Below are 18,861 nucleotides of genomic sequence, written 5' to 3'. Positions count from 1 at the left end.
TAAAATAAAAAGGAATTACATACAAATGCTTTCATATTCAGAATGCCCAAAAATAATTAGATCATTTTCTGAGGAAAGTGATAAGATAGTAAAGATGAATTGTTGTGGGGGGAATATCCATTGAAAACAAGTCTAGGATTGGTGTACGGCGGAAAGTCAGCCGAACACAATGTATCGCTGCAGACAGCATTAGCTGTAACAAAAGCGCTTAATACTGAGAAGTTTGATATACATCCGATTTACATCACTGAAAAAGGAGAATGGCAAAGAGGCCCGCTGCTGACTGAGCCGGTTTCCAACGTGAAAATGCTTCAGCTGGAACAAAACGGTGAAAGTTTCGCTCTATCAGCATTGAACCGGGAAATGTTTCCTGAAGCGTCGCCTGACGAAAAGGCGCCGATCGATGTCGTATTTCCGCTTCTCCACGGACCGAACGGTGAAGACGGCACGATTCAGGGTCTGCTGGAATTGCTGAACGTTCCTTATGTCGGCAACGGCGTGCTTGCATCATCAGCCGGCATGGATAAAGTCATCATGAAGCATTTGTTTGCTCAAGCGGGGCTTCCGCAGGCGAAGTACGCCGCTTTTTTAAAAAAGGACTGGAAACAGACGCCGGACAGCTGCTTACAGCAGGTTGAAGAGGAGCTGGGATATCCGTGCTTCGTCAAACCGGCGAACCTCGGGTCAAGCGTCGGAATCAGCAAATGCCGAAACTGTGAAGAGCTTGAAAAAGCCTTCGAACTGGCTTTTGAGTATGACCGGAAAATTGTGGTGGAAGAAGGAATCGCCGGCAGAGAAATCGAAATCGGCGTGCTCGGAAATGACGAACCGAAATGTTCCGCCGTCGGTGAAATCGCACCGAAAACCGACTTTTACGATTACAAAGCGAAATATGAAGACGGCGACACGGATTTAATGATTCCCGCGCAAGTGACGAATGAACAATATGCGGTAATCAGCGAGATGGCGATTAAAGCCTTCAAAGCGATTGATGGATCAGGCCTTGTCCGCGCCGATTTCTTCCTGACCAATGACGGTCAAGTGCTCATTAACGAAGTGAACACAATGCCGGGCTTTACGCCATTCAGCATGTTCCCGCTGCTTTGGAAAGAAGCAGGCGTAGATTACAGTGATCTGATCGAACAGCTGGTTGAGCTGGCAAAAGAACGCCATGCCGAAAAACAGCTGATTAAACATACATTTTAATGAAGACGGACACTGCCTGAAGGGGCAGTGTCTTTTCCCGTAACAGACAACATTTTCAGAAAGCGAGGTGCCACCTTTGATAAAGCGAACTGTAAAACGAATCGCCGACATGGTCAAAGGCACACTGACAAATCCTGTATTTGAACAAACCATGATTGAGGGCGCCGCAACCGATACGCGGACTTTGGAAAAAAATCAGCTGTTCATTCCTTTAAAAGGCGAGCATTTTAACGGCCACACTTTTGTGCCGCAAGCATTCGAAAAAGGCGTTTCCGCGGTGTTGTGGGACCGCTCTGAACCGAATCCGCCGGAAGAGCGTGCGGTCATCCTTGTCGATGACACGCTGGAGGCGCTGCAGACATTGGCAAAAGCTTATTTGAAAGAACTCGGCACACGGGTTATCGGGGTGACCGGGAGCAACGGAAAAACGACAACGAAAGACATGCTTCACGCCGTTCTCGGCACTCAGTACCGCGTTCACAAAACCGCCGGCAATTTCAACAACCATATCGGCCTGCCGCTGACCGTGCTTGCCATGCCTGAAGATACAGAAATCGCCGTTTTAGAAATGGGAATGAGCGCGAGAGGCGAAATTGATTTCCTGAGCCGTCTTGCTGAACCGGAAGCTGCCGTCATTACCAATATAGGCGAATCCCACATGCAGGATTTAGGCTCAAGAGAAGGAATTGCGGAGGCGAAACTTGAAATTATAAATGGACTTCGGGAAGACGGCGTTCTGTTTTATTTCGGGGATGAGCCGCTGCTCCGCGAAAAGGCGTACACTTGCCGGACAACGACATACGGCGCAGGCGCTGACAATGATCTCCGCCTGAAAGAAATAAAACAGGCGGAAGAAGGCACGTACTTCAATATCGACGGGATCGACCGTTCTTTCTTTATTCCCGTTCTCGGCAGACATAATGTGATGAATGCCATGGCTGCATACGCCGCCGGCATCTATTTCGGCATTACGCCGGAAAATGCCGCTCTGGGACTGAGCCGCCTGAAAGTGACGGGGATGAGATTGGAACTGGTCAAAACGGACAACGGCATCTCGATCGTAAACGACGCGTATAATGCGAGCCCGACGTCAATGAAAGCGGCGGTCGAATTAATCGAAACGATGAAAGGCTATCGGAAGAAAATGCTCGTGCTCGGTGATATGCTTGAACTCGGTGATGAAGAAAAAGCATTCCACGAAGAATGCGGAGCTGCGATCAATCCGGCGGAAATCGACCATGTATTTACTTACGGCACACTCGGCGCATTCATCGCTGACGGAGCGCGCCGGCATTTTGAAGAAGGGCGCGTCAGCCATTATCTTGACAAAAAAGAACTGCTTTGCGCCATACAGGAAAAGACCGCTTCCGGGGATCTTCTTCTGTTTAAAGCATCGAGAGGTATGAAGCTCGAAGAAATCGTTAAAGATTTATTAGAGAAGAACTGAAAAAATACCGATCAGCATCATAAAAATATACAAAAATGAAGAAACTAATTCAGGGTGAAATAATTCTGTCCGTATGAAAAAGAAAGGCCGCCGGCTGGGAAATCCCGTCCGGCGCGGGGTCCGGCCTCGTTCGCGGGAAGAATCCGGTCAGGCCGCTTCCGGCCGCCTGACCATCTCGCCTTATTGAAAAACACATAGTGTAATGGTAAGATTAAACGTAAAGTAATTCGGGCTTTGTATACGTATGATCCTGTCCTTTGGATGAAAGGGCAGTTTTTAGTGGTAAATCACGACATTACTGAAACAGCAATCAGAAGGAGTTTGAATAATTTGACTATAACGTTTCAAGATTTCCAATTAAGTTCTGATCTCATGAAATCAATCAATCGTATGGGATTTGAAGAAGCAACACCGATCCAGGCACAAACGATTCCGCTCGGACTTTTAAATAAAGATGTCATCGGACAAGCGCAAACAGGTACAGGTAAAACAGCTGCGTTCGGTATACCCCTTGTTGAAAAAATGAACCCCGAGTCTCCTAATATTCAAGCAATCGTAATCGCGCCAACCCGTGAATTAGCCATTCAAGTATCTGAAGAGTTATATAAAATCGGACAAGATAAGCGTGCGAAAGTACTGCCTATTTACGGCGGCCAGGATATCGGACGTCAGATCCGCGCATTGAAGAAAAACCCGCATATCATCGTAGGTACGCCGGGGCGTCTTCTTGACCATATCAACCGCCGCACGATCCGTTTAAACAACGTGAATACGGTTGTCATGGATGAGGCTGATGAAATGCTGAACATGGGATTCATTGATGATATTGAATCCATTCTCTCAAACGTGCCGAGCGACCACCAAACGCTCTTATTCTCAGCAACAATGCCTGCGCCGATCAAACGGATCGCAGAGCGTTTCATGACTGAGCCGGAACACGTAAAAGTAAAAGCGAAAGAAATGACTGTGTCCAACATTCAGCAGTTCTACTTGGAAGTGCAGGAGCGCAAAAAATTCGATACGCTGACTCGTCTTCTTGACATTCAGTCTCCGGAACTTGCGATCGTATTCGGACGTACGAAACGCCGTGTCGATGAGCTTGCTGAAGCCCTGAACCTTCGCGGATATGCAGCTGAAGGAATTCACGGCGACTTAACGCAGGCGAAACGTATGGTTGCGCTTCGTAAATTTAAAGAAGGTGCGATCGAAGTGCTTGTAGCGACTGACGTTGCCGCCCGCGGACTTGATATCTCAGGCGTTACCCACGTTTACAACTTTGACGTGCCTCAAGATCCTGAAAGCTACGTTCACCGTATCGGAAGAACGGGCCGTGCAGGAAAAACGGGTATGGCGATGACGTTTATCACACCGCGTGAGAAAAGCATGCTTCGCGCGATTGAACAAACGACAAAACGCAAAATGGACCGCATGAAAGAGCCGACGCTTGACGAAGCATTAGAAGGACAGCAGCAGGTGACGGTTGACCGTCTGCGCACGGCGATCAGCGAAAACAACCTGAACTTCTACATGACGGCAGCTGCGGAATTGTTAGAAGATCATGATGCAGTGACAGTTGTGGCTGCAGCCATTAAAATGGCGACAAAAGAGCCGGACAGCACGCCTGTACGCCTCACTGATGAAGCGCCGATGGTCAGCAAACGCTATAAAAACCAGCGTACTTCTAAGCGCAGAGACGGTCAAGGCGGCGGCTACCGCGGCGGCAAAGGGAAAACAACAACCGTTCTTCCTACGATAAAAACGCTCAAGCGACCGCCGTTCTTCAGGTGACAGACGCCAGAAAAATCATACTAAAACACAGGAAGCGGACCCTTTTACGGGGGTCCGCTTTTTTTTGATATGCCGGAAAGTGAATCTTTTTTGCAAATCAGCCGTATTTGTATGTATGATAAAAAATGGGAGGTAGGTATGTTGAGAGCACAGCCAAAAAATCGAATCAGTCCAAGCGGCTTAAAAGTCTGGCGTCTTCAGGAAATCATCCTGTCCGCCTTCTGTCTTCTGGCCGTTATAGCAGCAGCTGTTTTAAGCCATTTCTTCCATTGGCCGTATTGGATCACCGGAGTCCTCGGCATCATTTGGATATTCGGTTCAGTGATATCCGTCTATGCCATACCGAAAATCAGGCACAGGATCTGGCGCTATGAAGTCCATGAAAATGAAATTGATATTCAATCCGGCATTTTTATTGTCAAACGGGTCATTGTGCCGATGGTGAGGGTGCAGCACGTAGATACTTCACAAGGCCCGCTCCTCAGAAGGTACCGTCTGGCCTCAGTCAAAATCTCCACGGCGGCAACCGTTCATTCCATTCCGGCGCTTGATATGGAGGAAGCTGACCGGCTGAGGGATTCCATTTCCCGTCTGGCAAGGGTGACGGAAGATGATGTCTGAGCCGAAACGTCTGCACCCGGCGGCCGTGATTTTGAACTTATTCCATATTATTATCGAAACCATTAAAAACATTATTCTGCCATTTTTTCTCGTCTATATTGTTAATTCCAACCACTTCATCCGCTTTTACGGAGGCATTGCGCTCGCCGTCCTGCTTATCTGGCTGATTACGGCTAGTGTGATCGAATGGAGAAAATTCACATACCGGATTGAGGACGGAGAATTCAGAATTGAAGAAGGCTTGTTTTTTACGAAAAAGAGATACATCTCCATTGACCGGATTCAATCAATGAATACGAGTGCCGGCATCATTCAGCAGCTTTTTAAGCTTGTTAAGCTTCAAATCGAAACGGCCGGCGACGGGAAAAACGCCGAGGCCGTCTTATCCGCCATTACTGTGGAAGAGGCGGAACGGATCAGAGCGGCTGTTTTTCAGCAAAAAGCGGAACAAGAAGAACGAGGGGAGACCGCAGCGGAGCAGGAGCCGATGCGCGGGGAAGATGTGCAATCCGTTTACCGATTGTCTGTAGGTGAGCTGCTTATGGCCGCCTCAACATCCGGGGGAATCGGTGTCATCATCTCAGCGGTATTCGCCCTCTTTTCTCAGATTGATGAAGTACTTCCGATGGACTGGCTCTATGACAGGTTTTCTTTTCTCAAGCATGCGAGCATCGGTATATACGCCGTGATCATTTTCATAGGATTGTTCATCGCCTGGCTGTTAAGCATCGCCGGTATGATGATCAAGCATGCCAACTTTAAAATAGAAAAAAGGAACACGAATTGGTCATTACGAGAGGAATTATTGAAAAACATCAAGTGACAATCCCGCTCCGTAAAATCCAAGCCATTAAAATGAAAGAAAATGTGATCAGGCAATTATTCGGATACGCGACGGTGGCGATTGTCAGCGCAGGCAGTGCGGGGAATGAGAAAGAAGGAGCACAGACGATTCTGTTTCCGATCATCCGCAAATCAAAGCTCGGAGTGATGCTGAACGGTTTCACACCGGATTACGTGCTGGAAGAAAACCGGAATCATTTGCCGAAAAGGGCGCTGCGCCGGTATTTATTCCGATCCATAATCTTCTCGGTTTTCGTGATCATCCCGCTTTGTATTCTGTTTAAGCCGTGGGGATATGCATCGCTCCTTGTGCTTCCCGTCGAACTGGTGCTTGGATATGCCTCGTTTAGGACAGCGTCATGGTGCATAAACGGCGGCAGGCTTCAGATTACCACGAGGCTGGTCGGGAAGACGACCACGATTATGCTGAGAAGAAGAATGCAGATGTTTGAAGTCAGCCGCTCCTTTCTGCAAAAAAGAAGGCGGCTCGCATCTGTGGCTACCGCAGTGAAATCAGCTCACCACATGGAGCATGTCATGCTGAAGGATGTCAGCGAGGAAGATGCCGAACGCATCGGGCGCTGGTATTCATATGAAAAAGCGGACGGTTAATACCGCCGCTTTTTTTGCTGCACGCATAAAAAGGAAAGCAAAAATCCGCCTGCCAGTCCGAACAAATGCGCCATAATGTTAATATTAGAGTTGATAAACGTCGACAGCACCGCGATGATAAGCAGGGTCATAATCATTTTCGACTGATCCCGGCCGATCAGCTCCTTGCGGAAAACAGTCAAAAACACATACACGCCGAAAAGTCCGAAGATCGCGCCGGATGCGCCGACATGCACATAATCAAGCGGTTCGGCAAGATACGTGCCGATATTGCCGATAATGCCCGATGCGATGTACACAATCAAAAAACGGACTTTTCCGAGCATCTGCTCCAGCGGGGGCGCGAATAAAAAGAGAGACATGGAGTTAAACAAAAGGTGAGTGAAATTCGCATGTAAAAACATCGGTGTCACCAGCCGCCACCATTCTCCCGAGGAAACGCCGTAATTATAGCCGGTCACTGCATCTGACCACATCATGACGGAATGAAGCGGCATACTGAAAAACAGCCACAAGAACGCCTGCAGCGCCAAGATACAGCTGACGGCCGGATAACGTCTGATAAAAGTCTGGAAATTTTCCGTACGTATAAACATCGCAAGCCCCTTTGCATCTGATTTGTTACATATATAGTAACACGTTTATGACATAAACCGTTTTTTAGTACGGACTTTTAGGAGGAATTCACATGATTTTCGGAATCGGAATCGACATCGTTGAACTGCACAGAATTGAAAACATGATGAGCCGGCAGGCGAGGTTTCCGCAAAGAATATTGACGGAGGCTGAATACGCCCGTTTTACATTGCTGTCGGATAAAAGGAAAATTGAATTTCTCGCGGGAAGATTTGCGGCAAAAGAAGCCTTTTCGAAAGCATACGGCACAGGTATCGGCAAAGAGCTCAGCTTTCAGGATATTGAAACCGGAAACGACACGGCGGGCAAGCCGGTGCTGACCTGCGCCAAGCTGGACGGCGCGGCGGTTCACGTCTCCATTACCCATACAAAAGAATACGCCGCGGCACAGGTCGTGATTGAAAGGTTGTCACGCTAGTCTGCATATTAGCCGAAACCCCTTCATATATTTGATAGTGCATTAAGGGAGACAAGTTGTTTGAGGCTTTTATGGTACGCGTCCGTCCGTTCAGGGCGTACCGTTAAAGTCAAACAAGCGATTTCTTCCCTTTACATCAATTGAGAAGAAGGGGTTGAAAAAAGGTGAGAAAAAGCTTTGTTTTGCTTTTAACGGGACTGCTTGCCGTCCTTATTCTTTCGGCCTGCGGCCAAAAATCACAGGAAGATATCGTGAACGGTTTAGATAAGAAGGCGAAAGAATACACCTCGTACAAAGCGAAAGCCAAAATGACCATTCAGACGGGGAGTGATCCGCAAGTATACAATGTGGAAATCTGGCATAAAAAACCTTCCCTGTACCGGGTCTATCTGGAAAATCCGAAAAAAGACCAAAACCAAGTCATTTTACGGAACGCCAACGGAGTCTTTGTCCTTACGCCGTCTTTAAATAAGAGCTTCAGGTTCCAAAGCGATTGGCCGAATAACAGCAGCCAAGTATATTTGTTTGAGTCACTTGTAAAGGACGTGCAGCATGACAAAGACGCCGTCTATTCCGCCAAAGATAAAAAGTACACGTTTGAAACAAAAACAAACTATCAGCACAACAAAATGCTGCCGACTCAGGAAATCACTTTCAACAAAAAGGACATGAGCCCGTCGCTCGTCAAAGTGATGGATACAGACCGGAAAGTGATGGTGAAAGTCGAATTCAAAAGCTTTGAATTCAACAAACCGTTTGATAAAGACTCTTTTGACGAGAAGAAAAATATGACGCTTTCCCAGATGGACGTCGCCACAAGCGCCAAGCCGTCTGATTCATTTGCGGTCAAAACACCGCTTCAAGTGCCGGCCGGCGTCAAAAAGCTTGAAGAGAAAGATATTTCAACGGCGGACGGCAAACGGATCGTCATGACTTACGGCGGAGAAAAATCCTTCACCCTTATTCAAGAAAAAGCCCATATTGCAAAAGCCGCCTCTGCCGTCACGCTGAAAGGCGAACCGGTTAATCTCGGCTTCACGGTGGCCGCATTATCTGATACGTCTTTAACGTGGACATATGACGGAGTCGATTATCTTCTGTCATCACAGGATCTGACAAAAGATGAAATGGTGGCCGCCGCCAAAAGCATGCAGGGACAGTCGTCAAAATAATGTCAAAAAAGAGGCCGCCGCTGTCGGTCTCTTTTTTGATTCCATTTCACTTTGCAGAATAATTTTAGTATGATAATAACAATATGAATTGAAATTAATGCTAGGAAGTGTATCGAATGAACACAGCATCCTTTTACAGAGAAACGTGGGCGGAAATCAACCTGTCCGCGATTAAAGAAAATGTCACGCATATGAAAAAACACATCGGGCAAAACGTCCATCTCATGGCGGTTGTAAAGGCGAACGCTTACGGCCACGGAGATTTGGAAGTTGGGAAAGCCGCGCTTGAAGCGGGTGCCTCTTGTCTTGCCGTAGCCATACTGGATGAAGCGATTTCATTGAGAAAACGGGGCATTACAGCGCCGATTCTCGTGCTTGGCGCCGTGCCGCCCGAATATGTACAAGCAGCTGCCGAGTATGACGTAACACTCACGGGGTATTCTGTTGAATGGCTTCAGGAAGCTGCGCGCCACCTCGGAAGTGCGACATTGCCGTTTCATCTGAAAGTCGACACCGGCATGAACAGACTCGGAGTCAAAACGGAGGAAGAAATCCAAAGCGTGTTAAAAATCCTCAGCCAAAATCCCGGTTTAGTCTGTAAAGGCGTATTCACCCATTTTGCTACCGCGGATGAGAAAAACAGAGATTATTTCCTCTTCCAGTTTGACCGCTTTAAAACATTGATCGCTCCGCTCCCTTTAAAAGAATTGATGGTGCACTGCGCGAACAGCGCCGCCGGACTTCGCCTTAAAAAAGGCTTCTTTAACGCGGTTCGTTTCGGCATCAGTATGTACGGTCTTCGTCCTTCTGCTGACATCCAAAGCGAAATTCCGTTTCAATTAAAGCCGGCTTTTGCGCTGCACTCTGTGTTATCCCATGTGAAAAAGATCCGCAAAGGGGAAAGCGTCAGCTACGGCGCAACATATACGGCAGAGAAGGATCAATGGATCGGAACGGTTCCCATCGGCTATGCAGACGGGTGGCTCCGCAAGCTGAGCGGCACGTCTGTGCTGATCGGCGGCAAAAGGATGAACATCGCGGGAAGAATCTGCATGGATCAATTGATGGTCGAATTAGATCAATCTTATCCGCCGGGTACCAAAGTCACCCTGATCGGCAGCCAGAATGAAGAAACGATCACGATGGATGAAATCGCCGGGCGGCTTGAGACGATTAATTACGAGGTCCCTTGTACCATTAGTTCCCGCGTTCCCCGTATGTTTTTGGAAAATGAGAGTATAATGGAAGTAAGAAATCCTTTACTGCAAGATAATACAAACAAGTAGCCGTCATCCGGAAAAAGAGAATTTATAAAACAGCTTTGCTTGACGTTTGAATAATGGTATCATTATGTCTGGATGGATGAATTGGTCGTATCCGTAAGTTTGGTGGAGGTGTATGTTTTTTGTCTGAATCCAGCGCAAGAACCGAAATGAAAATCAGCTTGCCCGAAAACTTAGTAGCTGAATTGGATGGTGTAGCGATGCGGGAGAAACGAAGCAGAAACGAACTGATATCACAAGCAGTGAGAGCGTATGTCAGCGAACGGACAACTCGCCATAACCGTGATTTGATGAGACGCGGGTATATGGAAATGGCGAAAATCAACTTGAATATCTCTTCTGAGGCTCACTATGCTGAGTGCGAAGCAGAAACGACCGTTGAGCGCTTAGTCAGCGGAGGATAATCATTTTGATTGTAAAGCGCGGCGATGTTTATTTTGCTGATTTATCTCCTGTTGTTGGCTCAGAGCAAGGCGGCGTACGCCCGGTTTTAGTGATCCAGAACGATATCGGAAATCGCTTTAGCCCGACTGCTATTGTTGCAGCCATAACAGCCCAAATACAGAAAGCGAAATTACCAACCCACGTCGAAATTGATGCAAAACGCTACGGTTTTGAAAGAGATTCCGTTATTTTGCTGGAGCAAATTCGGACGATTGACAAGCAAAGATTAACGGATAAAATAACTCATCTGGATGATGAAATGATGGATAAGGTTGATGAAGCCCTGCAAATCAGTTTGGCACTCATTGATTTTTAGTCATATTTTGGTTGCTCATATAGAGCAACTTTTTTGTTTTCGAAAAACATAAGCGCTATAATAAAGAGATAATCAAACAAAATTTGTTGTTTTGTGTCGGGAGGTCAGTGAAACCCATGTCGAATCAGAAAGTGTATCAGTTCATTATTGATCAGCATGATGAACTGCTTGATACTTGGACAGCCAAATTAAAAGAAGTAGGCAATCAGGAAGACTATCAGCTTACGAATCACATATGTGAAAATATTTGTAAAGACTATATAGACATTCTTTTATTATCGACAAAAAATGACGAGGCTACGGAAGAGCAGATCAGTGAACTCGCACTGCGCGCCGTTCAGCTCGGCCTGTCACTGAAACTTCTTTCAGCCACCCTGTCAGAGTTTTGGAAACTGCTTTACGAAACGATGGTCGACCTTAATATGGCCGATCAGGACAGAGCAGATTTGATTTTGGAAATAGACAGCTTTTTTAATCCGATCAACACGGAAATTTTAAATCAGTATTCTATTTCCTGGGAAAAAACGGTTACTTTGCAAAAAATCGCGCTTCAGGAATTGTCGGCTCCGCTGATCCCGGTATTTGAGCATGTAACGGTCATGCCGCTTGTCGGGACGATTGATACGGAGCGTGCAAAGCATATTATGGAAAATCTGTTAAACGGCGTCGTAAAGCACCGTTCACAGGTTGTATTAATTGATATCACGGGCGTGCCGGTCGTTGATACGATGGTGGCGCACCATATTATTCAGGCATCAGAAGCGGTGCGGCTTGTCGGCGCGAAATGTCTGCTCGTCGGAATCCGTCCGGAAATCGCGCAGACGATCGTTAATCTGGGAATTGATTTGTCGCAGGTTATTACGAAGAATACCCTTCAAAAAGGAATTCAAACAGCGCTTGAAATGACAAATCGAAAAATCGTTTCATTGGGGGAATAACATTGTGAGACATCCAAAAATCCCGATCCTGAAACTGTATAACTGCTTATTGGTATCCATCCAATGGGAGCTTGACGACCAGACAGCTTTGCATTTTCAAGAAGATCTGCTGAACAAAATCTATGAAACCGGCGCAAACGGGGTTGTCATTGACCTGACATCCGTTGACATGATCGATTCATTTATCGCGAAAGTGCTCGGCGATGTCATCACCATGTCTAAATTGATGGGTGCAAAGGTCGTATTGACGGGAATTCAGCCGGCTGTGGCGGTCACATTGATTGAACTCGGAATCTCACTTGAGGAAATCGAAACGGCGCTCGATTTAGAGCAAGGGCTTGAGACATTGAAGCGGGAATTGGGGGAATAGCGATGAACGACCAATCCTGTGTGAAAATCATGACAGAATGGGATATCGTAGCCGCCAGACAGCTTGGCCGCAACGTTGCGAAGGAATTAGGCTTCGGCACGGTGGACCAGGCCAGAATCACGACGGCTATCTCAGAATTGGCCAGAAACATTTACTTATATGCAGGCAAGGGCCAGGTCAGCATAGAACAAGTAAACGACAGAGGGAAAAAAGGCCTTAAAATTATAGCAGAAGACAAAGGACCCGGAATCCCCGACATCCGTAAAGTGATGGAAGACGGCTTTTCAACGTCAGGCGGACTGGGAGCGGGACTTCCGGGCGTCAAAAGGCTGATGGACGAATTCAGCCTGCAATCTGTTGCAGAGGAAGGAACAGAGATTCAAGCCGTAAAATGGCTTCGGTAGGAGGTTAGAACGTGGATTTCAGGGAGGTTATAGAGCAGCGGTATCATCAGCTGCTTAGCCGATATATAGCCGAATTAACAGAAACATCTTTATATCAAGCCCAAAAATTCAGCCGAAAAACGATTGAACATCAGGTTCCTCCGGAGGAGATCATCAGCATCCACCGAAAAGTGGTAAAGGAACTGTATCCGGATCTGCCGGAAGATGTTTTTCATTCGCTGGATTTTTTAATAGAAGTCATGATTGGCTACGGGATGGCTTATCAGGAACACCAAAGTCTGAGAGATATCCAGCAGGAGCTTCGTTCAGAAATTGAAATTGCCGCAAATGTTCAGCAGACGCTGCTGGGCACAAAAATTCCTGAAGAAGAAGAGCTGGATATCGGGGCGATCAGCGTCCCCGCCAAGCAAATGAGCGGGGACTATTATCACTTTGTCAAAGACAAGGAATCGATTAACATCGCGATAGCCGATGTCATCGGAAAAGGAATACCCGCCGCATTGTGCATGTCGATGATCAAGTATGCCATGGACTCTCTTCCGGAGATCGGCATTCACCCCTCCCAAGTGCTGAAAAATCTTAACCGCGTTGTAGAACAGAACGTGGACTCAAGCATGTTTATCACCATGTTTTACGCAAACTACAATACGAAAAATCACCAATTTACATATGCTTCTGCGGGGCATGAACCGGGCTTCTACTACTCTGAAAAAGAAAAAAGTTTTATGATCTGGAGGCAAAAGGATTGGTGCTGGGAATTTCCCAGGATTTTGATTACAGCCAATATGAACAGCACATGGACGAAGGAGACATGATCGTTCTTTTTTCTGACGGCGTCACCGAATGCCGTACCGAAAACGGTTTCTTAGAACGCAGCGACATTCAGCGCATGCTGGAAGAACATATGGACTGCTCCGCGCAGGATATGGTCAAAAATATTTACGACAGCCTGCTGAGACTCCAGGACTTTCAGCTTCATGACGATTTTACGTTAATTGTTTTGAAAAGAAAGGTTTAAAAAAACGGCAGCACGGGTAAAAAGCCATTAGCACGAGTAAGGATAACTTTCAGAGGTGATACGATGAATTTAACGGTAGATATGAAGGAGAATCTTTCAGATATACAAATCAATATCGCTGGAGAAATCGATGTATACTCAGCTCCGGTGGTTCGTGAAAAGCTGATGCCCCTGGCAAACGAGGGGAAGGACATGAGAATCTGCTTAAAAGATGTAAATTATATGGACAGTACGGGTTTAGGCGTTTTTGTAGGCGTGTTTAAAACGGTGAGCAAGGAAGGCGGCTCTCTGAAGCTTGAGAATCTTTCCGACCGGCTCGTCCGTCTGTTTGAAATTACGGGGCTTAAGGACATCATCGACATTTCGGCAAAGTCAGAAGGTGGCGTGCAATGAGTACATCAGTTGATTATATAGAGATGAAAATTCCGGCCGAACCGGAATATGTAGGAATCGTCAGGCTTACGTTATCAGGAGTCGCCAGCAGAATGGGCTATACCTATGATGACATTGAAGATTTGAAAATCGCTGTCAGCGAAGCTTGTACAAACGCTGTCCAGCATGCATACAAAGATGAAAATAAGGGAGAAGTATCCGTGCGGTTCGGTGTGTTTGAGGATCGGCTGGAGGTCATTGTCGCCGATCAGGGAGACAGCTTTGATTTTGATCAGAAGCAGCAGGATCTCGGGCCGTACACACCTTCGCACACAGTCGATCAATTGTCAGAAGGAGGGCTCGGTCTGTATTTAATGGAAACGCTCATGGATGAAGTCAAAGTTCAAAGCAACTCTGGCGTAACCGTGGCGATGACAAAGTATTTAAATGGGGAGCGAGTTGATCATGGCACAACCATCAAAAACTACGAAACTAACTAAAGATGAAGTTGATCGGCTCATACGCGACTTTCAAACACATGATAATAAAGAAGCCCAGGAAACACTCGTCGAGGTGTATACCAATCTCGTCGAAATGCTGGCAAAGAAATATTCAAAAGGAAAAAGCTTTCACGAAGACCTCCGCCAGGTCGGGATGATCGGGCTTCTCGGAGCCATTAAACGGTATGATCCCGAGGTCGGCAAATCCTTTGAAGCATTTGCGATTCCGACCATCATCGGCGAGATCAAACGCTTCCTCAGGGATAAAACATGGAGCGTACACGTCCCGAGACGGATTAAAGAACTCGGGCCGCGCATTAAAATGGCGGTGGATCAGCTGACGACAGAGACGCAGCGGTCGCCGAAAGTCGAAGAAATCGCAGCCTTTCTCGATGTGTCAGAAGAGGAAGTGCTTGAAACGATGGAGATGGGAAAAAGCTATCAGGCGCTTTCTGTCGATCACAGCATCGAAGCGGATGCGGACGGAAGCACCGTCACAATTTTAGATATCGTCGGGTCGCAGGAGGAAGGATACGAACGCGTCAACCAGCAGATGATGATCAAAAGCGTGCTTCATGTGCTGTCCGACCGCGAAAAACAGATTATCGATCTAACATTTGTGCAAAATAAAAGCCAAAAAGAAACAGGGGACATTCTCGGAATATCTCAAATGCACGTCTCGCGCCTGCAGCGGAAAGCGGTGAAAAAACTGAGAGAGGCCTTGATTGGAGATCCCTCCATGGAGCTAATGTAATGATTCAGGTTGAAGAAAATGAACATGTTCAAACTCTTGTATACCAATTAAATAAAGAAGGCAAGTCCATATGCGGCGACAGCTTTTTTATGAAGGCGAATGAAGAAGAATTAGTTTGCGCGGTAGCGGACGGTCTCGGCAGCGGATCTCTTGCCAACGAATCCTCGTCAGCCATTAAAGACATCGTGGAAACGTATGCGGATGAGGATGTGGAAAGCATCATTGAGCGCTGCAATCAAGCGATGAAAAACAAAAGAGGGGCGACTGCCTCCATCTTAAAAATCAATTTCATCAAAAGGGAATTGACATACTGCTCGATCGGCAACGTCCGTTTCTTCCTGCACTCCCCATCAGGCGAAGTCTTTCATCCGCTGCCGATTTCGGGTTACCTCTCAGGCAAACCGCAAAGATACAAAACGTATACGTCATCATACGAAAAAGGGGCGACATTCATCATCTACACGGATGGGCTTGAGGTTCCGCATATCCGCACCTGCTTAAAGCAGGGACACTCAATAGAAGAAATATCAAAATCACTTCATCCGTACACAACATCCAGACGTGATGATTTGACCTATATTCTCGGGCAGCTTTTATCGTAAGGCTGCTTTTTTTATGTTCCGCCGTTTTTTGATACACTAGAGAAAGAAAGAAGAGATGGAGGCTTTTGTGATATGGAAACGTTAGCCCTTTTGAAAAAACAAATTGCTGAAGAAACAGCGTTATCCCAAAAACATGTCGAAAGTGTCATCCGCCTGCTGGAAGACGGCAATACCGTCCCGTTTATTGCGCGGTACCGAAAAGAGCAGACCGGCTCAATGGACGAGGTGCAGATTCAGGCAATCTCCGAGCGGTGGCAATACATACAAAACCTGACGCAGCGGAAAGAAGAAGTCATCAGATTGATCTCCGAGCAGGACAAGCTGACGGACGGGCTGAAGCAAAAAATCGAACAAGCGGTGAAGCTTCAGGAAGTCGAGGATTTATACCGTCCCTTCAAACAAAAACGGAAAACAAAAGCCACCGTCGCCAAAAGCAAAGGCCTTGAACCGCTTGCGGACTATATTCTTTCTCTCCCGAAAGAAAACCGCCTTCACGACGTCGCTGATCAATATATCAGTGCAGAAAAAGAAGTCGCTTCAAGAGAGGAAGCCATTGAAGGCGCGAAGCACATCATAGCCGAACAAATCTCGGATGATCCTCATTTCAGAAAGTGGATCCGCCAGGAAACGTATAAAAAAGGAATTCTCACTTCCGCGGCAGGCAAGTCAGCCGCAGATGACGAGAAAAACGTCTATGAAATGTACTACGAGTACGAAGAGCCGATCCAAAAGGTCGTTCCTCACAGAGTGCTTGCGATGAACCGCGGTGAAAAAGAAGGCATTTTAAAGATTGCGATCGAACCGCCCGCCGATCAGATAAAAGCTTATTTAGAAAAGCAAATCATCAAACACCGTGAAACACCTGTGAAAGAAACGCTGAAAGAAGCCATTGAGGACAGTTACAAGCGCCTGATCCAGCCGGCTATTGAGCGTGACATCCGCAAAGAGCTGTCAGAAAAAGCAGACGCCCAGGCGATCCATATTTTCGCTGAAAACCTGCGTAAGCTCCTGCTGCAGCCGCCGATGAAGGGAAAAGTCGTGCTCGGCGTCGATCCGGCCTTCCGTACGGGGTGCAAACTGGCAGTCGTTGATGAGACGGGAAAAGTGCTGAAAATCGACGTTATTTACCCGCACGCTCCCGTCAAAAAGACAGCGAAAGCCCGGAAAAAAATCAAAGAATTGCTGGACCGGTACGAAGTCGAGGTTGTGGCGATCGGAAACGGCACGGCATCACGGGAGACAGAGCAATTCGTCGTTGATGTGCTGAAAGAAACAGAGCGGGACATTTATTATGTCATCGTCAATGAGGCCGGAGCAAGCGTGTATTCCGCATCAGAAATCGCCCGTGAGGAATTTCCGGATTTTCAGGTCGAAGAGCGCAGCGCCGTCTCCATCGCGCGGAGATTGCAGGACCCGCTGGCCGAGCTTGTGAAAATTGATCCTAAATCCGTCGGTGTCGGGCAATACCAGCATGATGTCAGCCAAAAGCATTTAAACGAATCTCTCCGTTTTGTCGTAGAGACCGTCGTCAACCAAGTCGGGGTGAATGTCAATACAGCATCAGCCGCGCTCCTTCAATATGTAGCCGGGTTATCCAAAACCGTTGCCGGCAATATCGTTAAAAAAAGGGAAGAGCTCGGAAAATTTACAAACCGCAAAGAGCTGAAAGAAATCCCGCGTCTCGGCGCAAAAACATATGAACAGTGCATCGGCTTTTTGAGAGTGCCCGGAGGACGGGAGCCGCTCGACCGCACCGGGATACACCCGGAAAGCTATAAAGAGACAAAGGCGCTGCTCAAAAAACTGCAGCTCACTGCGGATCAGATCGGAAGCGCGGACGCAAAAGAGAAAATAAGCGCATTGCCGCTGTCTGAAACGGCTGAAGAGCTCGGTATAGGGGAGATTACGCTTGCGGATATTTGCGGGCAGCTGACAAGGCCGGAGCGAGACCCTCGTGACGAAGTGCCGAAGCCTTTGCTGAAAAAAGACGTTCTGCAGCTTGAGGATTTAAAGGAAGGAATGGAATTGCAGGGCACCGTCCGCAACGTTGTGGACTTCGGCGCTTTCGTCGATATCGGCGTCAAGCAGGACGGGCTTGTGCACATCTCAAAACTGAGCAATCAATTCGTCAAACATCCTCTCGACGTCGTATCGGTCGGAGACATCGTCACCGTATGGGTCGAAGGGGTGGACGTGCAAAAAGGCAGAGTGTCGCTGTCTATGGTAAAATAAAAGCACTGCTTACGAGCAGTGTTTTTTTCTGTAGAAATACCAGCACTGGTTCAGCAGTTTGATTTGGTAATTGTCCTTTTCTAAAAACGCTTTTTGCATTTGTTTCATCAGCCAATTCGGCATGGCTCATTCCTCCTCAGCTTTTAGTTAGAGGTCGGTTTTAACACATTGTATGCGAACGGTGAATTGTCCCGTTCAATGTTTTTAAAGCGGGGTGCACATATGGATAACGAACAACTTCAAAAGCTGACGGAAGACATCTCTGCACAGGATTTCGGAAAGCCGTTCCGTCACCGGGCCTTTTTCAATGACCGGCTGAAAACGACAGGCGGCCGCTACATGCTGTCGTCCCATAACATCGAATTAAACCGCAAATATCTTCTCGAACACGGGCGGAGCGAGCTGATAGGCATCATCAAACACGAGCTGTGCCATTATCATCTTCATCTTGAGGGAAAAGGGTACAAGCACAGAGACAAAGATTTCAGAGACCTGCTTCAGAAAGTCGGAGCGCCGAGATTCTGCACGCCGCTGCAAACCAAAAAGACACAAAAGAAAACATATATGTATAGATGCGAGGCTTGCGGCCAACAGTATATAAAGAAGCGGGCAATGAATCCGGAAAGATATGCCTGCGGAAAGTGCAGAGGAAAAATCAAAAGAATTTTTTAAAAAGGCTTGACTCATTTCAATGATCTGTGTTAAATTATAAAAGTCGTTGAGAGACAACGATACTTTCTCAAAAAAATAAATGTTGCTTATTGACACAATATGTCGCATCATTTATAATGAAGAAAGTCTGATTATTCCACAGTAGCTCAGTGGTAGAGCTATCGGCTGTTAACCGATCGGTCGCAGGTTCGAATCCTGCCTGTGGAGCCATTA

Annotated in this window: 19 protein-coding genes, 1 tRNA gene and 3 pseudogenes; 21 read left to right on the top strand and 2 right to left on the bottom strand. The window is 47.1% G+C overall.

What is annotated here, in order from left to right; translation table 11 throughout:
- Positions 1 to 120: 120 nt before the first annotated feature.
- From D368_RS00695 to D368_RS00675, 5 genes and pseudogenes are all read left to right on the top strand, one after another.
- Entirely contained in the window at positions 121 to 1,206 is a 1,086-nt protein-coding gene (locus D368_RS00695) for a D-alanine--D-alanine ligase (RefSeq protein ID WP_128574473.1), read from the top strand.
- Between the two features lie 76 nt (positions 1,207 to 1,282).
- Entirely contained in the window at positions 1,283 to 2,653 is a 1,371-nt protein-coding gene (locus D368_RS00690) for a UDP-N-acetylmuramoyl-tripeptide--D-alanyl-D-alanine ligase (RefSeq protein ID WP_071392106.1), read from the top strand.
- 330 nt (positions 2,654 to 2,983) lie between these two features.
- A pseudogene (cshA, locus tag D368_RS00685) lies at positions 2,984 to 4,454 on the top strand (degradosome RNA helicase CshA); the annotation flags it as partial.
- 128 nt (positions 4,455 to 4,582) lie between these two features.
- Positions 4,583 to 5,062 carry a PH domain-containing protein gene (locus tag D368_RS00680; protein WP_007410226.1) on the top strand — a complete coding sequence of 160 codons (480 nt, stop codon included), beginning with the start codon at positions 4,583 to 4,585 and terminating at the stop codon, positions 5,060 to 5,062.
- Positions 5,052 to 6,517: pseudogene (locus D368_RS00675) on the top strand (PH domain-containing protein). The gene D368_RS00680 and the pseudogene D368_RS00675 overlap by 11 nt, the downstream one beginning before the upstream one ends.
- Here D368_RS00675 and D368_RS00670 read toward each other — a convergent pair.
- On the bottom strand, positions 6,514 to 7,113 hold the full coding sequence (locus D368_RS00670) for a rhomboid family intramembrane serine protease (protein ID WP_003156193.1): 600 nt from the start codon (positions 7,111 to 7,113) through the stop codon (positions 6,514 to 6,516). The pseudogene D368_RS00675 and the gene D368_RS00670 overlap by 4 nt on opposite strands.
- A gap of 92 nt (positions 7,114 to 7,205) precedes the next feature.
- Between D368_RS00670 and acpS the strand changes: the two genes are divergently transcribed.
- The 14 genes and pseudogenes from acpS to D368_RS00600 all read left to right on the top strand — a co-directional run bounded on the left by acpS (position 7,206) and on the right by D368_RS00600 (position 17,976).
- The gene (acpS, locus tag D368_RS00665) at positions 7,206 to 7,571 is read left to right on the top strand and encodes a holo-ACP synthase (RefSeq protein ID WP_071392104.1); all 366 of its coding nucleotides are present in this window, start codon (positions 7,206 to 7,208) and stop codon (positions 7,569 to 7,571) included.
- Between the two features lie 164 nt (positions 7,572 to 7,735).
- Positions 7,736 to 8,743, top strand: a complete 1,008-nt coding sequence (locus tag D368_RS00660) for a LolA family protein (RefSeq protein WP_003156191.1) — start codon at positions 7,736 to 7,738, stop codon at positions 8,741 to 8,743.
- Positions 8,744 to 8,859: 116 nt separating this feature from the next.
- Entirely contained in the window at positions 8,860 to 10,029 is a 1,170-nt protein-coding gene (alr, locus tag D368_RS00655) for an alanine racemase (protein WP_128574472.1), read from the top strand.
- A gap of 119 nt (positions 10,030 to 10,148) precedes the next feature.
- On the top strand, positions 10,149 to 10,430 hold the full coding sequence (gene endB, locus D368_RS00650) for a type II toxin-antitoxin system antitoxin EndoAI (protein ID WP_003156188.1): 282 nt from the start codon (positions 10,149 to 10,151) through the stop codon (positions 10,428 to 10,430).
- A gap of 5 nt (positions 10,431 to 10,435) precedes the next feature.
- Positions 10,436 to 10,786, top strand: coding sequence for a type II toxin-antitoxin system endoribonuclease NdoA (gene ndoA / locus D368_RS00645; protein WP_003156187.1), 351 nt, complete (start codon positions 10,436 to 10,438; stop codon positions 10,784 to 10,786).
- 116 nt (positions 10,787 to 10,902) lie between these two features.
- On the top strand, positions 10,903 to 11,724 hold the full coding sequence (locus D368_RS00640; protein WP_003156182.1) for an STAS domain-containing protein: 822 nt from the start codon (positions 10,903 to 10,905) through the stop codon (positions 11,722 to 11,724).
- A gap of 4 nt (positions 11,725 to 11,728) precedes the next feature.
- On the top strand, positions 11,729 to 12,094 hold the full coding sequence (rsbS, locus tag D368_RS00635; protein ID WP_003156180.1) for an RsbT antagonist protein RsbS: 366 nt from the start codon (positions 11,729 to 11,731) through the stop codon (positions 12,092 to 12,094).
- Positions 12,095 to 12,096: 2 nt separating this feature from the next.
- Entirely contained in the window at positions 12,097 to 12,498 is a 402-nt protein-coding gene (locus tag D368_RS00630) for an anti-sigma regulatory factor (RefSeq protein ID WP_003156178.1), read from the top strand.
- A gap of 11 nt (positions 12,499 to 12,509) precedes the next feature.
- Positions 12,510 to 13,516 (top strand): annotated as a pseudogene (locus tag D368_RS00625) (SpoIIE family protein phosphatase).
- Positions 13,517 to 13,579: 63 nt separating this feature from the next.
- A complete protein-coding gene (gene rsbV / locus D368_RS00620) occupies positions 13,580 to 13,909 on the top strand; it encodes an anti-sigma factor antagonist RsbV (protein WP_003156176.1) in 330 nt (109 codons plus the stop codon).
- Complete coding sequence (rsbW, locus tag D368_RS00615; RefSeq protein WP_003156173.1) at positions 13,906 to 14,388, top strand: anti-sigma B factor RsbW; 483 nt, start codon at positions 13,906 to 13,908, stop codon at positions 14,386 to 14,388. Before rsbV ends, rsbW begins: the two co-directional genes overlap by 4 nt.
- The gene (gene sigB, locus D368_RS00610) at positions 14,354 to 15,142 is read left to right on the top strand and encodes an RNA polymerase sigma factor SigB (protein WP_003156171.1); all 789 of its coding nucleotides are present in this window, start codon (positions 14,354 to 14,356) and stop codon (positions 15,140 to 15,142) included. Before rsbW ends, sigB begins: the two co-directional genes overlap by 35 nt.
- Positions 15,142 to 15,744 carry a phosphoserine phosphatase RsbX gene (gene rsbX / locus D368_RS00605; protein ID WP_003156170.1) on the top strand — a complete coding sequence of 201 codons (603 nt, stop codon included), beginning with the start codon at positions 15,142 to 15,144 and terminating at the stop codon, positions 15,742 to 15,744. Before sigB ends, rsbX begins: the two co-directional genes overlap by 1 nt.
- Before the next feature lie 72 nt (positions 15,745 to 15,816).
- Positions 15,817 to 17,976 (top strand): Tex family protein, encoded by a 2,160-nt coding sequence (locus D368_RS00600; protein ID WP_128574471.1) that lies wholly within the window; start codon positions 15,817 to 15,819, stop codon positions 17,974 to 17,976.
- Between the two features lie 9 nt (positions 17,977 to 17,985).
- On the opposite strand, the gene cmpA is transcribed toward D368_RS00600, so the two are convergent.
- Complete coding sequence (cmpA, locus tag D368_RS00595) at positions 17,986 to 18,099, bottom strand: cortex morphogenetic protein CmpA (RefSeq protein WP_003156164.1); 114 nt, start codon at positions 18,097 to 18,099, stop codon at positions 17,986 to 17,988.
- Between the two features lie 99 nt (positions 18,100 to 18,198).
- Here cmpA and D368_RS00590 point away from each other — a divergent pair, with 99 nt between their 5' ends.
- A complete protein-coding gene (locus D368_RS00590; protein WP_015416877.1) occupies positions 18,199 to 18,648 on the top strand; it encodes a SprT family protein in 450 nt (149 codons plus the stop codon).
- A gap of 135 nt (positions 18,649 to 18,783) precedes the next feature.
- Positions 18,784 to 18,858 (top strand) — tRNA-Asn (locus D368_RS00585).
- Positions 18,859 to 18,861: the final 3 nt, after the last annotated feature.

It is taken from the genome of Paenibacillus lentimorbus NRRL B-30488 (assembly GCF_000411595.1).
GTDB classification, from domain to species: domain Bacteria; phylum Bacillota; class Bacilli; order Bacillales; family Bacillaceae; genus Bacillus; species Bacillus velezensis.
Note: the sequence above shows the minus strand (reverse complement) of the source record. Positions and strands in the feature narration are given on the sequence as shown.